The organism is Pelobacter propionicus DSM 2379 (assembly GCF_000015045.1).
In the GTDB taxonomy this organism is placed as follows: domain Bacteria; phylum Desulfobacterota; class Desulfuromonadia; order Geobacterales; family Pseudopelobacteraceae; genus Pseudopelobacter; species Pseudopelobacter propionicus.
This window is the reverse complement of sequence record NC_008609.1, coordinates 3844126-3859708: the sequence shown is the minus strand read 5'-3', so window position 1 is coordinate 3859708 and position 15583 is coordinate 3844126. Positions and strand designations below refer to the sequence as shown.

Here is a 15583-nt window from a genome sequence, read left to right as displayed (position 1 = left end):
CCGGTATTCAATGGTGTTAGTTGTTCGGCACGGGTCTGGGGAGGACGAGCACACCGTTTTTCTGTGCTATGGCACGCCCCTGGGGTGAGAAGATGAAGTCGATCAATCTCTGGGTTGATGGCGGGGTCACGGCAGTGAATATGAAATGGATCTCCTTGACCAGGGGATAGGTTCCGCTGGCCAGAGCCGTAGGAGATGGTTTGACGCCGTTGAGCGAAAGAACCGTAACACGCGGTTTTTGGGTGAGGATGCTGTTCAGGCTGGCCGTCCCGATGCCTCCCGGCGTTTTCGCTATGGTCAGATATGATTCCGGGTCGGTAATGGCGACGATCATTCCCGGCCGAGCGTGGGATGCGGAGATGGCCCTGTCCATGCCGGGAGAGAGTCTGCTCAGCACCCTGGTGTCCGTATCTTCCCGGGGGCGCAGGACAAGCCTGATCTGCTCCCCGTTCGGCCACTTTCTCACCCTCCCTGCATAGACGTCCTCCAGCTGTTTCGTGCTGATGTCCGCCAGGCCCACGTTATGTCCCGTGACGATGACCAGAGGTGTCGTGCCGTATGTTCTGGCCCGGGCACCCTTCGCCGCCTCTTCCGCCTTGATGGTCCTGCTGGTTACCGCCAGGTCCAGGGCGCCGGCCAGCAGCGCCTTGATTGCGCCGGAACTACCCAACGGTTTTTCCATGGTGATGCGTGCGTCTCGGTTGGTCTTTTCATATGCCGCCACCATCGGCCTCATCATGTCGAGCGCGTTGCCGGAGCCGTTAATGCGGATCGTATCGGCTGCCGTGCATACCGTGGGAAGCACCAGAAAAAGCAGTGCCGCACACCAAGCGCCCCATGGGGACGTTGTTATTTTCATCATTCAAGCACCTCCGTTCTCCCCGCGTACCTGCAGTGGATTGCCCTGGAGCAGTACGGATCTCAGCGCTCCTGGGTGTCGTCTCAGCCCCTGTCAGCCTCCATGGGCAGAGGAGGAGCCCATGGTCGGTGAGTAGAATCTGTACGTATTCCGGCCCGATTTTTTTGCATGATACATCGCAAGGTCGGCGTTTTTGATGAGTGTTTCCGCATCGGCGCCACTGTCCGCAAAGAGTGCAATCCCCATACTCATGGAAATGTGCAGTTCATTGCCCCTGATACTGAGGGGGGAGTGGATCGAGTCAATCAGTTTCCGGGCAACGCAACTGGCATCCAGCGTTTCTCCGATTCCGGTGATGACAAGGACGAATTCGTCTCCTCCCATGCGGGCCAGGGTGTCACAGCTGCGGATCTGTCGGTGAAGACGCCGGGAAACCTCGATCAACACCTGATCTCCGATGTCATGCCCCTGGGTGTCATTGATGCTCTTGAAGTGATCGAGGTCCAGAAAGAGTACTGCAAGCTTGGCCTGTTCACGGTTTGCTGCGGCAATGGCCTGATTGAGGCGGTCAAAGAAAAGCGTGCGGTTTGGAAGATCTGTCAGCGGGTCGAAATACGCCATATGTCGAATCTGCTGTTCCGATTTTCTGCGCTCGGTAACATCTTCAAAAAGAGTTGCAATCACCCCCTGGTCAGGAGAAAAAGCCCGCACAATGTAATGGTTGTCTGTATCGGGCAGCTGCAGTTCGAACGAAATGGAATCTCCCTGTTCAAGTTGCTGCTGTTGCGAGAGCACCGTGCTGAATCCATCGCCAAACAGGGTGATGCTGTTGCCGCCGACAATCCTGCCCGGATCACGGTCAAACATGGCTGCGCAACTGGGATTGACATCGATCACGGACAGGGAGTGCAGGTTGCCCCTGTCGTCACAATCCATCCGGTGCAGCGCCATCCCCTCTTTCATGGTCTCGTAGAGTGAACGGTATTTCTTTTCACTTCGTGCCAGCGCCTGAAATGCCCGGTGAATGACTCGGATCGGCAGCAAGCGGAATACGAAAAACAGCAGTGCGGCAAACATACTTGAACAGATGGCGACCAGGAACGCCATATACAGCAACGGACGCAGAGAACGGGACACCTCAATGCGGGCAATCGCGGTGCCGGCATCGAAAAGCTCACGAGTGTACGACACACCTGGCGGCGGTATGGTTACGTTGTTGCTGGCGATGACGGCACCGCTGGCGTCAAGGATACGTTTTCTCTCTAAAACAGCGTCGTAGGCACGATGCTCAAGCAGTTCGGACAGTCGCGCCTCTTCGAAATACCACATTTTCGGATTGGCAACAATGATAGCGTCAATGCTTTTTATGGCCAGCAATGCCTGTAATTCAAGCGTACTCCGCAGGTTATGGTACGACACCAGATAATATGCCGCTGGCGCTCCCATGGCGATCAGCAGGGAAATACTCCAGGCCGTGAGGAGGGATAGCCGCTGCAGTGCGAGGTCAACCTGTTTCATGGGTAAGCCGGTGCTTCACTGGCCGCAAAAGCGCCGCTCTTTTCGGCACTGGTGGGCAGCTGTAGAGACAGTTGTCTCTGGATTCCCGTTGTGGGCGCCAGATCGTCCCGTTTTCTCTGCCAACGCTGTAAACGCTCGTGAAATAATACGTTATTCGTCGTGCAGCGCAAGTGGTGCTGTTATTTCGGGCTGGCCATGGCATCTGCTCTGTGGGGGTGGAACAGCAGTGGGTGCAAAAAAAACAGGCATTGCCAGGGGGGCGGGGGCGATTCATCCTGGTAAACTCATTTGTTTTCGGCATGTTATGCTTTTTGGGCTGCGTTGGCACGGCACGTGCTAAAAGGAATGCACAGGCAGTACAAACAGTACCGAACGATCAATGGCAACGGCGCCAGGCACCTTCGATGCGGAAGAGTGCGGGCGCCTTTTTTTTTGAGCGGTTGACGGGCAGGAGAACTCCCATGGCAAAACCTGACTACTACGATGTAACCGATTGCGACACCCACGACAAGGGCGCCCCCAAGTTCTGCAAGAAATCCGAGCCGGGCGAGGGGACCGAGCGGAGCTGCGCCTACGACGGCGCCCGGGTGGTGCTGATGCCGATCACCGACGTGATCCACCTGGTACACGGCCCCATCGCCTGCGCCGGCAACTCCTGGGACAACCGCGGGGCCCGCTCCTCCGGCTCCCAGCTCTACCGGCGCGGCTTCACCACCGAGATGCTGGAGAACGACGTGGTCTTCGGCGGCGAGAAGAAGCTGTACAAGGCCATACTTGACCTGGCCGAGCGCTACCGCGACCAGGCCAAGGCCATCTTCGTCTACGCCACCTGCGTCACCGCCATGACCGGCGACGACGTGGAGGCGGTCTGCAAGGCTGCCCAGCCCAAGGCGGGTATGCCGGTCATACCGATCAACGCCCCCGGCTTCATCGGCGACAAGAACATCGGCAACCGCCTGGCCGGGGAGATCATGTTCAAGCATGTCATCGGAACGGCAGAGCCGCCTGAACTGGGGGAGTACCCCATCAACCTGATCGGCGAGTACAACATTGCCGGCGACCTGTGGGGCATGCTGCCGCTGTTCCAGCGGTTGGGGATCCAGATCCTCTCCTGCTTCAGCGGAGACGCGAAATTCGAGGAGTTGCGCTACGCCCACCGGGCCAAGCTGAACGTGATCATCTGCTCCAAGAGCCTGACCAACCTGGCCAAGAAGATGCAGAAAACCTACGGTATGCCCTATCTGGAGGAATCATTCTACGGCATGACCGACACGGCCAAGGCGCTGCGCGACATCGCCCGGGAGCTGGACAACACGGTCAACGGCCTGGAGAAGCGGGTCATGCAGGACCGGGTGGAGAAGCTCCTGGCAGAGGAAGAGGAAAAATGCCGCAAACGCATCGCCCCCTACCGGGCCAGGCTGGAGGGGAAACGGGCGGTGCTGTTCACCGGCGGGGTCAAGACCTGGTCCATGGTCAACGCCCTGCGGGAGCTGGGGGTGGAGATCCTGGCCGCCGGCACCCAGAACTCGACCCTGGAGGACTTCTACCGCATGAAGGCGCTGATGCACGCCGATGCCGGGATCATCGAGGATACCAGCACCGCGGGGCTTTTGGCCGTGATGCGGGAGAAGATGCCCGACCTGATCGTGGCCGGCGGCAAGACCAAGTTCCTGGCGCTGAAGACCAAGACCCCCTTCCTGGACATCAATCATGGCCGCAGCCACCCCTACGCCGGCTACGAAGGGATGGTCACCTTTGCCAAACAGCTGGACCTGACGGTGAACAACCCGATCTGGCCGCTCCTGAACGCCCCGGCCCCCTGGGAGAAGAGCCCCGACCAGCTGGCCGAAGACCTGGTGGAGGTGGCCGGCCATGGCGAGCGCTTCCTGGCCGAGGATCTCTCCGCCTCAAGAGTCAGGGTCAGCACCAAGAGTGCGGTGGTCAACCCCCAGAAGAACTCGCCGGCCCTGGGGGCGACCCTGGCCTACCTGGGGATCGACAACATGCTGGGGCTCCTCCACGGCGCCCAGGGGTGCTCCACCTTCATCAGGTTGCAGCTCTCCCGCCACTTCAAGGAGTCCATCGCCCTGAATGCCACCGCCATGAGCGAGGAGTCGGCCATCTTCGGCGGCTGGGAGAACCTGAAGCAGGGGATCAAGCGGGTGATGGAGAAGTTCCACCCCGGTGTGGTGGGGGTGATGACCTCGGGCCTGACCGAAACCATGGGGGACGACGTGCAGAGCGCCATCGTCCACTTCCGCCGGGAAAACCCGGAACTGGCCGACACACCGGTCATCCACGCCTCCACCCCCGATTACTGCGGCTCGCTGCAGGAGGGGTACGCCGCGGCGGTTGAGGCGATCCTGTCCACCCTGCCCGAGGGGGGCACGGCCGTTCCCGGCCAGGTCAACCTGCTCCCCGGCAGCCACCTGACCCCGGCGGACGTGGAGCAGATCAGGGAGCTGATGGAGGAATTCGGTCTGACGGTGCTGACCATCCCGGACATATCCTGCGCCATGGACGGCCACATCGACGAGCAGGTATCGCCCCTCTCCACCGGCGGGATTGCGGTGGAGGCCATCCGGCGGGCCGGTCGCAGCGTTGCCACCATCTACGTGGGGGATTCCCTGGCCAGGGCTGCCCTGAAAATGAAGGAGAAATTCGCAATCCCGGCCTATGGTTTTACCTCTCTCTCCGGGCTGGGAGAGACCGACCTGTTCATGGAGACCATGAGCGCACTCTCCGGTCGCCCCATCCCGGAGAAGCAGCAGCGCTGGCGCAGCCGCCTCATGGACGCCATGGTGGACAGTCACTACCAGTTCGGCGCCAAGAGGGTTGCCCTGGCCCTGGAGTCGGACAACCTGAAGAGCCTGACCACCTTCCTGGCCGGCATGGGCTGCCAGATCCAGGCAGCACTGAGCGCCACCCGCACCCGTGGCCTGGACAGCCTTCCCTGCGACAACGTTTTTGTGGGGGACCTGGAGGATCTGGAGACCGCCGCCCAGGGGGTGGACCTGCTGGTGGCCAACAGCAACGGCCGCCAGGCTGCGGCACGGCTGAAGATCGGCGCCCACCTGCGGGCAGGTCTGCCGGTGTTCGACCGCCTGGGCGCCCACCAGAAGATGTGGGTCGGCTACCGGGGAAGCATGAACCTGCTGTTCGAGGTGGCCAACCTGTTCCAGGCCAATGCCAAGGAGGCGCAGAAGCTGGCGCATAATTGAAGGTTTGAAAAGGAGCATCCCATGAAAATTGCATTTACGACGAAAACCGGCGACATGATCGACCTGCACTTCGGTCAGGCAGATGCCTTCCACATCTGGGAGGTGGGGCCGGACGATGCCCACTTCCTTGAGACCATAGGCGTGGGGGAGCATGGTGGTGATGAGGAGGATCGCATCGCTGCCCGGGCACGGCTGCTGGCGGAGTGCGCCATCGTCTACACCATGCAGATCGGCGGTCCGGCCGCCGCCAAGTTGGTGGCGCAGAAGATCCATCCCATGAAGAGCGGCAGGGAAGTCAGTCTGCTGGAGACGGTGGAGCGGCTTCAGCAGGTGCTGCGGGGCAATCCCCCTCCCTGGCTGAGAAAGGCCATGAACAAGGACCAGGCGCCGTCGTTTCTGGATGATGTTAGCGACTCATAACTGCCCACTGATCACTGATTTGTCACCCCACAAAAAAAGGAGATGAAAGGCAATGGCATTTATAACCGGATTGACACGAGACAGGCAGGAATGGACCCCCCAGTTCGTCATGGGGATCGACGATGAACTCTGCATCGGCTGCGGCCGCTGCTTCAAGGTCTGCGCCATGGATGTGCTTACCTACGAGGAGGTGGATGAAGACGATTCGGCCAAGGCCTTCATGACCGTGGCAAACTCCGGTAACTGCGTCGGGTGCCAGGCCTGTGGCCGGACCTGTCCGAAGAAGTGTTTCAGTTTCGCACCGGTGGAAGCGTAATCGGGGATCGGGGATCGGAGATCGGGGACCGGGAAAAGAGGGTTGCTTGTTGTCTGATTTTTCCGGTTCCCGGTCCCTCGTCCCCGGTCCCCGCTGTTAAGGAGGCGCGTCATGCTAATCGCGGTTGCATCCAAGGATGGCAAGGAGATCAATCAGCACTTCGGCCATGCCGAACGGTTCCTGATTTACGAGGTCGAAGGGGAAGGCGTCACGCTGGTTGACGAGAAGAGGGTCGAACGTTACTGCAGCTTCGATCCCCAGAACCCGCTGCGCAGCCATGTGCTCAGGGGAATCGCCGAGGCGCTGGACGGATGCCGGGCCGTGGTAACCGCCCAGATGGGTGAGCATCCCCGCCAGGAGCTGGAGCATCTGGGGATCGAACCCTACGTCATAACCGGACCGATCAAGGCGACACTGCAGGATCTGGCCCGGATACTCTGACCGGCGAGGCAGAACAGGGAACTACCCCTTTCACGACGAGGTGATTATCCATGATCCACGGTTCCTTCAATTTCTGCTCTGTTCCACCCTGGGTGATCGCCTCGCATCATTTCAACGAAAACCCGCAGCCCTTGTCGATCCAGGGTGTCAGGGAGGGGAACCGCTTCCTGTTCGACAGGCTGGTTACAATCCCGTCCCAGGAAGAGCGGGCCCTGGTGTTCAACGACTTCATGTCGGTGAAGTTCCAGCTGCACCACTGGCAGGACCAGTCCACCCCCACAGCCCGCAAGAGCATCAAGAACAGCTACCTGCGCTTCCTGCGCGGCTGGATGATGGACTCCAACTCCATCGAGGGGGCGGTGCTCAAACGCTGGGTGGAGAGCCGCATTGGCATTGCCCCCACCTTTCACCGCGCCCCTATCTCCGACATCCACGGTGAGGCCTACTTCGACTTCTCCGTTGACGTTATGAAGGGGAGCTCCCGCACCAATGCCATCCACTCCCAGCTGGACCTGCTGTACGAGTACTGCCAGTTCGAGCTGCCCCGAAAATTTCCCCACACCCAGATCATTCGACTCTTCCGCGGCACCCATGACGCCAGCGAGCACAGCGTTCTGGAACAGCTCGGAAAGCGGGATCAGATCGTGCGCCTGAACAACCTGGTCTCCTTCACCTCCGATGAGGAGCGGGCCTGGGAATTCGGTTCCACGGTGTGGGAGGTGGGGGTGCCGTTGTGCAAGGTCTTCTTCTACAACGATCTGTTGCCGGGGAGCATCATGAAGGGGGAGGGGGAATACCTGGTCATCGGCGGGGAGTATCGGGTGCGCCGGGTGATGTGCACGTTCTGATCCCGAATCCGTCCCCCCGCTGTTCCACGAACCCCTCCCGCGCCAGCGCCTGCAGGTTCTTCTCCACCGCACCTCTTTCCGCCTCCAGCACCTTTGCCAGCTCGTCCGGCAGGATGCCGGGACATTCCATGACCGCCCGCAGCATGCGGCTGCGCAGCTCACGGTTGGAGCCCTTGAAGGGGGATTGGCGCACATGGTGGCTGCTGCGTCGTCCCGGGTTGGGGTACAGCTGCTTGAGCCGTACGCCGTAGTCCATCAGGGCATAGTACCAGTGGCGGGGATCGGAATGGTCCAGGGTGGCCCCTACCAGCGGCATGAGCTGGCGGTCGCTGATCCCCTCTTGTTTGTGGAAGAAGAAGTGGATGAAGACGGTGCGGATGTTGGTCTCGATGAAGGGTTCAGGCAGACCGAAGGCAAAAGCGGCAACGGCTCGGGCGGTGTAGGGACCGATGCCGGGGAGGTTCTGCAGCTCGTGGATTGTGGTGGGGAAATTACCCTCGTGAAGGATATGGATCTGTTCGGCGCAGCGTTTGAGGGCGATGGCGCGGCGGTTGTACCCCAACCCCTGCCAGAGTCGCAGCAGCTCCTCCAGTGGCGCGGTTGCCAGGTGCCTGACGGTGGGGAAGGTCTCCAGGAACTGAGCGTATTTGGCTTTGACCCGCTCCACCTGGGTCTGCTGGAGCATGACCTCCGATACCAGGATATGGTACGGGTCGCTGGTCTCGCGCCACGGCATGGGGCGCGGGTTGGCGTGGAAGTGGCGATAGATCGCCCGGCGGAAGGCTGTCACGGTGGCCGCGTCCAGCTCTCCCGCGGCATGGTACTGTTCTGTCAATCGTTGGGGTGAAAGCATCAGCGCAGGGCCAACTCCATCTCCTCCAGCGTCCTGACCCGGTCGCGCAGCTCGGCCGCCTTCTCGAAGTCCAGCTGCTTGGCCGCCCCGAGCATCTCCTTGCGCAGCTTCTTGACCAGCTTGGGAATATCCTTGGGCGCCACCCCGTACTCCTCGGGCGTCTCGGCGGCGCTGACCTTCGGCGTGTAATAGTCCTTTTCCTCGATGGAGCCCAGGATGGTCTGCATGCTCTTCCTGACCGTCTCCGGGGTGATACCGTGCTCCTGGTTCCAGGCCAACTGCTTCTCCCGCCGGCGCTGGGTCTCGTCGATGCAGGCCTGCATGGAGCGGGTAATTGAGTCGGCGTACATCAGCACCCGGCCATTAGCGTTGCGGGCAGCCCGGCCGCAGGTCTGGATCAGGGAACGCTCCGACCTGAGGAACCCCTCCTTGTCCGCGTCCAGGATGGCCACGAGCGACACTTCCGGCAGATCCAGCCCCTCCCGCAGCAGGTTGATCCCCACCAGCACGTCGAACTCCCCCATCCTCAGATCGCGCAGGATCTGCATCCGCTCGATGGTCACGATATCAGAGTGCAGGTACCTGATCCGCACCCCCAACTCCCCGTAATAGCTGGTCAGCTCCTCGGCCATGCGCTTGGTCAGGGTGGTCACCAGCACCCGCTCCCCCTTGGCCACGGTCTGACGCACCTCGTGCAGCAGGTCGTCCACCTGGCCGTACATCCCCCCCGCCCCCCCTTTTTCAAAGGGGGGATACTCATCGTCACCAGACGGTAAGTCCCCCTTTTTCAAAGGGGGACTTGGGGGGATTTGCCGGCCCGCTGTCACCGGCCGCACCTGGATCACCGGGTCCAGAAGCCCGGTGGGGCGGATGACCTGCTCCACAAACACGCCGTTGCTCTTCTCCAGCTCGTAGTCGGCCGGGGTGGCCGAGACGTACACCGCCTGGTGCACGCGGGCCTCGAACTCCCTGAAGTTGAGCGGCCGGTTGTCCAGGGCCGCCGGGAGGCGGAAGCCGTAGTTGACCAGGGTCTCCTTGCGGCTGCGGTCGCCGCGGTACATCCCCCCCACCTGGGGGATGCTGATGTGGGACTCGTCCACGTAGAGCACGAAGTCGTCCGGGAAGTAGTCGATCAGGGTGTAGGGAGGTTCACCCGTCTCGCGGCCGTCGAAGTAGCGCGAATAGTTCTCGATCCCCTGGCAGAAGCCCATTTCCTCCATCATCTCGATGTCGAAGAAGGTGCGCTGCTCGATGCGCTGGGCCTCCAGCAGCATGTTGTTCTCCCTGAAGTAACGGATGCGCTCTCCCAGGTCCACCCGGATCTGCTCCACGGCCCGCTCCAGGGTCTCGCGGGTGGCGACGTAGTGGGAGGCGGGGTAGATGGTGCACTTGGTCAAACGCTGCAACACCGCCCCCCGCAGGGGGTCGATTTCGGAGATGCTCTCCACCTCGTCGCCGAAGAACTCGATGCGTAGCGCCTTGTCGCTGTCGTAGGCCGGGAAGACCTCCACCACGTCCCCCCGCACCCGGAAGGTGCCGCGGTGGAAGTCGGTGTCGTTGCGCTCGTACTGGATGGCCACCAGTTTCTGCAGCAGGGTGTCGCGGCCATACTCCTCTCCCTGGCGGAAGAAGATGTGCAGGCTGGCGTAGGCCTCGGGCGAGCCGATGCCGTAGATGCAGGAGACCGAGGCCACGATGATCACGTCCCGCCGGGTTAAGAGGCTCCGGGTGGCCGAGTGGCGCATCTTGTCGATCTCGTCGTTGATGGCCGAGTCCTTCTCGATGAAGGTGTCGCTGGAGGGGAGGTAGGCTTCCGGCTGGTAGTAGTCGTAGTAGGAGACGAAGAACTCCACGGCGTTGTCCGGGAAGAGTTCCTTCATCTCAGCGTAGAGTTGGGCCGCCAGGGTCTTGTTGGGGGCCAGCAGCAGGGCCGGCCTGCCGGTCCGGGCGATGACGTTGGCCACGGTGAAGGTCTTGCCCGAGCCGGTGACGCCCAGGAGGACCTGGTGCTGGTCGCCCCGCTCGATCCCTTCCACCAGTTCGGCGATGGCCGCCGGCTGGTCGCCACGGGGGGTGTAGTCGGTTTTCAGGGTGAAGATGGACATGGCACTGTCTACCCCTTTCGTCGGCGTGCCCGTCAACGGCGCACCACGTGTGTACGCGAACGAACAAGAGCGGCGTTGCTACTGCTTCTCCACGAACTCCCGCGCCCGCTGGATGCGTTGGATGGTCTCCTCTTTGCCCAGGGTGACGATGATCTCGCCGATGCCCGGGGCATGGGTGCCGCCGGAGAGGGCGATGCGCACCGGTTGGCCCACCTGGGGCATCTTCCACCCCTTTTCGGCGCAGATCTCCTTGAAGAGCGCGTCGAATTCGGCTGCCGTGACCGCCGTGGCAGCGGAGAGTTTCTCCGCCACGGTGGCATACACCGCCAGCAGGTGCTCCTTCTCGAACTTGGCCAGGGCGGTCCTGTCGTAGGATTCGGGGGCGTGGTAGTAGAACAGGGCCGAATCGGCCATCTCCAGCATGGTGCGGGCGCGCTCCTGCAGGGTTTTGATGGCTACCGCCAGCTGGGGCCCGCCGTTGGCCGGATCAACGCCCCGCATTTTCAGGAACGGCACCAGCAGGTCGGCCAGACGTTGCGGGTCGCCGTGCTTTATGTAGTGGGCGTTCAGCCAGAGCAGCTTGTCCGGGTTGAAGACGCTGGGCGAGCGCCCCACGTTTGAGATGTCGAACTTGGCCACCATCTCGTCGCGGCTGAAGATCTCGTCGTCGCCGTGGCTCCACCCCAGACGTACCAGGTAGTTCATCAGCGCCTCGGGCAGGAAGCCCATATCGCGGTAGGCAATCACGCTGGTGGCGCCGTGGCGCTTGGAGAGGCGCGCCTTGTCGCTGCCCAGGATCATGGGGACGTGGGCGAACTGCGGTACGGGAAAGCCCAGGGCCTGGTAGAGCTGGACCTGGCGCGGAGTGTTGTTGACATGGTCGTCACCGCGGATGACGGTGGTGATCTTCATGATGGCGTCGTCGATCACTACGCAGAAGTTGTAGGTGGGCGTGCCGTCGCTGCGCTGGACGATCAGGTCGTCCAGTTCGTCGTTGGGGAAGGTGATGGTCCCCTTGATCAGGTCGTTGAAGGAGGTGGCTCCGCCGTCCTGGGGTGCACGGAAGCGGACCACAAACGGCCGGTCTGCGGGCTGTTCCGTCAGGTCGCGGCAGGTGCCGTCATACTTGGGCTTGCGCCCTTCCTTCATGGCCAGTTCGCGCTTTGCCTCCAGTTCCTCGGCCGTGCAGTAGCAGCGGTAGGCCTTCCCCTCGTCCAGCAGCTTCTGGATGTACTCCCGGTAGAGCGGGAAGTTGTCGGTCTGGTAGAAGGGGCCCTCGTCCCAGTCAAGCCCCAGCCACTCCATTCCCTGCAGGATGGCATCCACCGATTCCTGGGTGGAACGCTCCACATCGGTATCCTCGATGCGCAGGATGAAGGTGCCCCCCTGCTTCCTGGCCAAGAGCCAGTTGAACAGGGCCGTGCGGGCTCCTCCCACGTGGAGGTAGCCGGTGGGGCTGGGTGCGAAACGGACGCGGATATCGGACATGACTGTATCTCCCTCTCTGTGCCATGCAGGCGTGCTTTTGATTAGCGACCGAACACTATAGCACCGACGGGTGGTCTCAAAAAGCATTTTCTCCATGTTGGAACGGTATTTGTCTTTGACAGGCAACCGAACTGTCGTGATACTATTCGCCAATTACTTCACCCGGAGCGAGCCATGCACACCATCGATTCACTGATCAGGGAGAGCTGCCGCATCAACGGCGACCGCCCTGCCCTGCGCCACAAGGTGGGGAACAGCTGGCGGGAGATCAGCTACGGCGCGTTGTGGGAGCTTTCCGACCATATCGCGGCCGGCCTGCTCAAATCCGGTTTCCGGTCAGGCGACCACGCTGCCCTGCTGGCACCCTCCTCACCCAACTGGGTGGCCGCTTATCTGGCAATCCTCAAGGCGGGTGGGGTGGTGGTGCCCATCGACAAGGAGCTGAAGAGTGCCGAGTTGCGCCATATTCTCACCAACTGCCACGCCCGGGTGGTGTTCAGCTCCCCCCCCTGCCTGGACGCGCTTTTGCAGACGGTTAACCATATAGCCGCACTGGAGCGGATCGTCGTGCTGTCCCCTGCGGCGGAGGAGCGCAGCGATTCACAGCTTGCCCGCAGCCTGTCGGAGCTTGTGGAGGAATGGCGCGATCTGGCCGCTTCGATTCCCATACCGCGGGAGCGGGTTCAGCGCCTGGAAGAGCTGGGCAACCGTTTCTACCAGCTGTCCTGCGCCCCGGCATCTTCCAGGGGCGACCAGAAGGAGGTCGTGGATCCCTTTTCCGCCATCGAGGCGATCCGCACGCAACTCACCCGGGAAGGAAGGCTGCTCACCTTGGACGCCCTCTGCCACAGCGCCCCCCTCCCTGAGAAGCCGCGCTCCCCCCAGGACCCGGCGGTGATCCTGTATACCTCGGGAACAACCGGCCGCTCCAAGGGGGCCATGCTCAGCCATGCCAACATCGTCTCCAATATCCTGGAAACCGCCAACCACTTCGGGCTGGACAGCAGCATCCACACCCTCTCGTTTTTGCCCATCAACCATGTCTTCGAGCAGGTCTGCGGTGTGCTGCTGCCGCTGGCCCTGGGGGGCAGGGTAACCTTCTGCGAGTCCCTGAAGAAGCTGGGGGAAAACCTGGCCGAGGTCAAGCCGACCTTCTTCCTGGCGGTTCCGGCCGTGTACCGCATGCTGCTGGACCGGATCATGAAGAACATCCAGTCGAAAAGGGTCTCGCGCACCCTGTTCTCCCTTCCCCTGGTCCGCACTCTGGTGACTTCCAAAGTCCGTCGCACCTTCGGCGCCGGCACCATCTACGTCAGCGGCGGAGCGGCCCTGGATCCGGCCATTGCCAGGGGCCTGGACAGGGTCGGCCTGAACGTCTACCAGGGGTACGGCATCACCGAGACATCGCCGGTGATCAGCGCCGAGCACCCGGGGAAGAAGCGCCTGGGCACCGTCGGCCTCCCGTTGCGCTGCATGTCAATCCGCATTGACACCCCCAATCAGGAGGGGGTGGGTGAGCTGGTGGTCAAGGGGCCCAACGTCATGCTGGGGTACTACAACAACCCCCAGGCCACGGCGGAGGTGTTGCAGGATGGATGGTATCGCACCGGCGATCTGGCGCGGGTCGATGGGGATGGTTTCCTGACCATCTGCGGCCGGGTCAAGAATCTGATCGTCACCCCCAACGGCAAGAACGTCTATCCCGAGGAGGTGGAGGCGGAACTGCTCAAGAGCCCCTACATCGCCGAGGTAATGGTCTATGGCCACCGTGTGGGGCCGGCCGAGGAGGAGGTTCACGCCATGATCTATCCCAATCAGGAGGCGCTGGAGGATCATTGCCGCAAGATGGGGAATTGCCCCATGGACGTGAAGGATGTGGAGGCGCTTGTGCGGCGCGAAGTTCAGGCCGCCTGTGCCGGCCTGGCTGACTACAAGCGGGTGCGGCGATTCACCCTGCGCGAGGATGAGTTCCCCAAGACAACCACCCGCAAGATCAAGCGCTTCGCCGTGGGGGCCGATATTGACACCGGGGAGTAGATCATGGCGTCCGAACGAACCCTGAGGATGGAGAGTGAACGCAAACGGGGTGAAGATACCTTTCATTTCCTGGCATCGAGGCTGCCTGACACGGTGGTGGCGCGCTTCGACCGCGCTCTCCGCCATATCTATGTCTCCGACTCCATCGAGGCGGTCACGGGAAAACCATGGCAATTCTTCATCGGCAGGACCAACCGCGACCTGGGCATGCCGGAAGAGCTGGTGCAGCAGTGGGATGCTGCACTGCATTCGGTGTGGGATACCGGACAGGCGCGGCAGATTGAATTCACCTACCCCGCGCCGGACAGCAGGCTGATCTATTACGAGTGCCAGCTGATTCCGGAACTGTCCGACAATGGCACGATCAGTTCGGTCGTCAGCATCAGTCGCGATATCAGCGAACGTAAGCGGTCCCAACTCCTGCTGCAGCAGAGCGAGGAGAAATTCAGGATGACCTTCGAGGGGGCCTCGGACGCCATCTTCTGGGCCGACGCCGACAGCGGCATACTCATCAACTGCAACCGGGCCGCCGAAGCGATGCTGGAGCTGCCGCGTGAGGAGATCATCGGCAGGCATCAGACGGTTCTGCACCCTCCCGAGATGGCGGAGCATTTCGCCGCCCAGTTCAGGAGGACCGTTGCCCAGCATAGAGAGGTTGACAACGCCGAGGCGATCGTTGTCTCCAAGAGCGGCAGAAGGATCCCGGTGCACATCAAACACTCCGTCACCCGGGTGGGAGAGATGAGCATCATGCAAGGGCTGTTCAGGGACATCAGCGAGCGTGTCAGGGCCGAGGAGCAGCTGGTGGAGCTCAACCAGAAGCTGCGTGCCCTGAGTGATCATCTGCAGACGGTCCAGGAGCGGGAACGGCTCGCCATGGCGCGCGACATCCATGACGAGATCGGACAGAGTCTGACCGTGCTGAAGTTGGATCTGGAATGGATTGCGCACAGGCTGCCGGCGAAAGAGAGCGCCGTGCAAGAACGGGTGAACGAGATGCGCTGGAACATCGAGCAGCTGACCTCGGCGGTCCAGCGGATCGCCGCCGATCTGCGCCCGCCGCTGCTGGACAGCCTGGGGCTCGCCGCCGCCATCGACTGGCATGTGGCTGAATTCAGCAGGCGCAGCGGCATCGAGTGTTTCGTCATGCTCAACGAGGAGGTCGACCCCCTTGAGCCGCAGCTGGCAACCGCGGTTATGCGCATAGTCCAGGAGGGGCTCACCAACGTTCTCCGTCATGCCCGCGCCACGGAGGTCAGCGTCTCGCTCTGCAAACGGGACGGCCAACTCGTGCTGGAGATTGGGGACAATGGTCGCGGCATCAGGCCGGAGGAGATCGAATCGCCGCAGGCCTACGGCCTGATGGGGATGCAGGAGCGTGCCCGGATCTGCCGGGGAGAGCTGACCGTTGGCGGAGCAGAGGGAGGCGGTACGCTGCTGCGCGTGACGGTTCCGCTGCAGAGCGGGGAGTGAATGT

The 15583-nt window shown here is 61.9% G+C and carries 11 protein-coding genes and 2 pseudogenes; 7 read left to right on the top strand and 6 right to left on the bottom strand.

Features of this window, described 5'->3' with window-relative positions; all coding sequences use genetic code 11:
• Positions 1 to 16: 16 nt before the first annotated feature.
• Both PPRO_RS17385 and PPRO_RS17380 read right to left on the bottom strand, forming a co-directional pair.
• Entirely contained in the window at positions 17 to 862 is an 846-nt protein-coding gene (locus PPRO_RS17385; RefSeq protein WP_232286659.1) for a substrate-binding domain-containing protein, read from the bottom strand.
• Positions 863 to 952: 90 nt separating this feature from the next.
• Positions 953 to 2377, bottom strand: coding sequence for a sensor domain-containing diguanylate cyclase (locus tag PPRO_RS17380; protein WP_011737300.1), 1425 nt, complete (start codon positions 2375 to 2377; stop codon positions 953 to 955).
• 461 nt (positions 2378 to 2838) lie between these two features.
• Here PPRO_RS17380 and PPRO_RS17375 point away from each other — a divergent pair, with 461 nt between their 5' ends.
• From PPRO_RS17375 to PPRO_RS17355, 5 genes are all read left to right on the top strand, one after another.
• Entirely contained in the window at positions 2839 to 5598 is a 2760-nt protein-coding gene (locus PPRO_RS17375; RefSeq protein WP_011737299.1) for a bifunctional nitrogenase iron-molybdenum cofactor biosynthesis protein NifEN, read from the top strand.
• A 21-nt stretch (positions 5599 to 5619) separates the two neighbouring features.
• Entirely contained in the window at positions 5620 to 6018 is a 399-nt protein-coding gene (nifX, locus tag PPRO_RS17370) for a nitrogen fixation protein NifX (protein WP_011737298.1), read from the top strand.
• Positions 6019 to 6070: 52 nt separating this feature from the next.
• Positions 6071 to 6334: a ferredoxin III, nif-specific gene (gene fdxB, locus PPRO_RS17365; protein WP_011737297.1), complete on the top strand. Its 264-nt coding sequence runs from the start codon at positions 6071 to 6073 to the stop codon at positions 6332 to 6334.
• 111 nt (positions 6335 to 6445) lie between these two features.
• Positions 6446 to 6775: a NifB/NifX family molybdenum-iron cluster-binding protein gene (locus PPRO_RS17360; protein WP_011737296.1), complete on the top strand. Its 330-nt coding sequence runs from the start codon at positions 6446 to 6448 to the stop codon at positions 6773 to 6775.
• Positions 6776 to 6825: 50 nt separating this feature from the next.
• Positions 6826 to 7623 (top strand): NAD(+)--dinitrogen-reductase ADP-D-ribosyltransferase, encoded by a 798-nt coding sequence (locus tag PPRO_RS17355; protein WP_011737295.1) that lies wholly within the window; start codon positions 6826 to 6828, stop codon positions 7621 to 7623.
• Here PPRO_RS17355 and PPRO_RS17350 read toward each other — a convergent pair.
• The 4 genes and pseudogenes from PPRO_RS17350 to gltX form a co-directional block, all read right to left on the bottom strand.
• Positions 7577 to 8476 (bottom strand): HhH-GPD family protein, encoded by a 900-nt coding sequence (locus PPRO_RS17350; protein WP_011737294.1) that lies wholly within the window; start codon positions 8474 to 8476, stop codon positions 7577 to 7579. The two genes, PPRO_RS17355 and PPRO_RS17350, sit on opposite strands and share 47 nt — an antisense overlap.
• Positions 8476 to 9189, bottom strand: a pseudogene (locus PPRO_RS21955) (helicase-related protein); the annotation flags it as partial. The pseudogene PPRO_RS21955 and the gene PPRO_RS17350, both read right to left, overlap by 1 nt.
• Before the next feature lie 105 nt (positions 9190 to 9294).
• Positions 9295 to 10581, bottom strand: a pseudogene (locus PPRO_RS21950) (DEAD/DEAH box helicase family protein); the annotation flags it as partial.
• Between the two features lie 78 nt (positions 10582 to 10659).
• Positions 10660 to 12069, bottom strand: a complete 1410-nt coding sequence (gene gltX, locus PPRO_RS17340) for a glutamate--tRNA ligase (RefSeq protein ID WP_011737292.1) — start codon at positions 12067 to 12069, stop codon at positions 10660 to 10662.
• Positions 12070 to 12243: 174 nt separating this feature from the next.
• On the opposite strand from gltX, the gene PPRO_RS17335 reads away from it, so the two are divergent.
• Both PPRO_RS17335 and PPRO_RS19840 read left to right on the top strand, forming a co-directional pair.
• A complete protein-coding gene (locus tag PPRO_RS17335) occupies positions 12244 to 14106 on the top strand; it encodes an AMP-dependent synthetase/ligase (protein WP_011737291.1) in 1863 nt (620 codons plus the stop codon).
• 3 nt (positions 14107 to 14109) lie between these two features.
• The gene (locus PPRO_RS19840) at positions 14110 to 15579 is read left to right on the top strand and encodes a PAS domain-containing sensor histidine kinase (RefSeq protein ID WP_011737290.1); all 1470 of its coding nucleotides are present in this window, start codon (positions 14110 to 14112) and stop codon (positions 15577 to 15579) included.
• Positions 15580 to 15583: the final 4 nt, after the last annotated feature.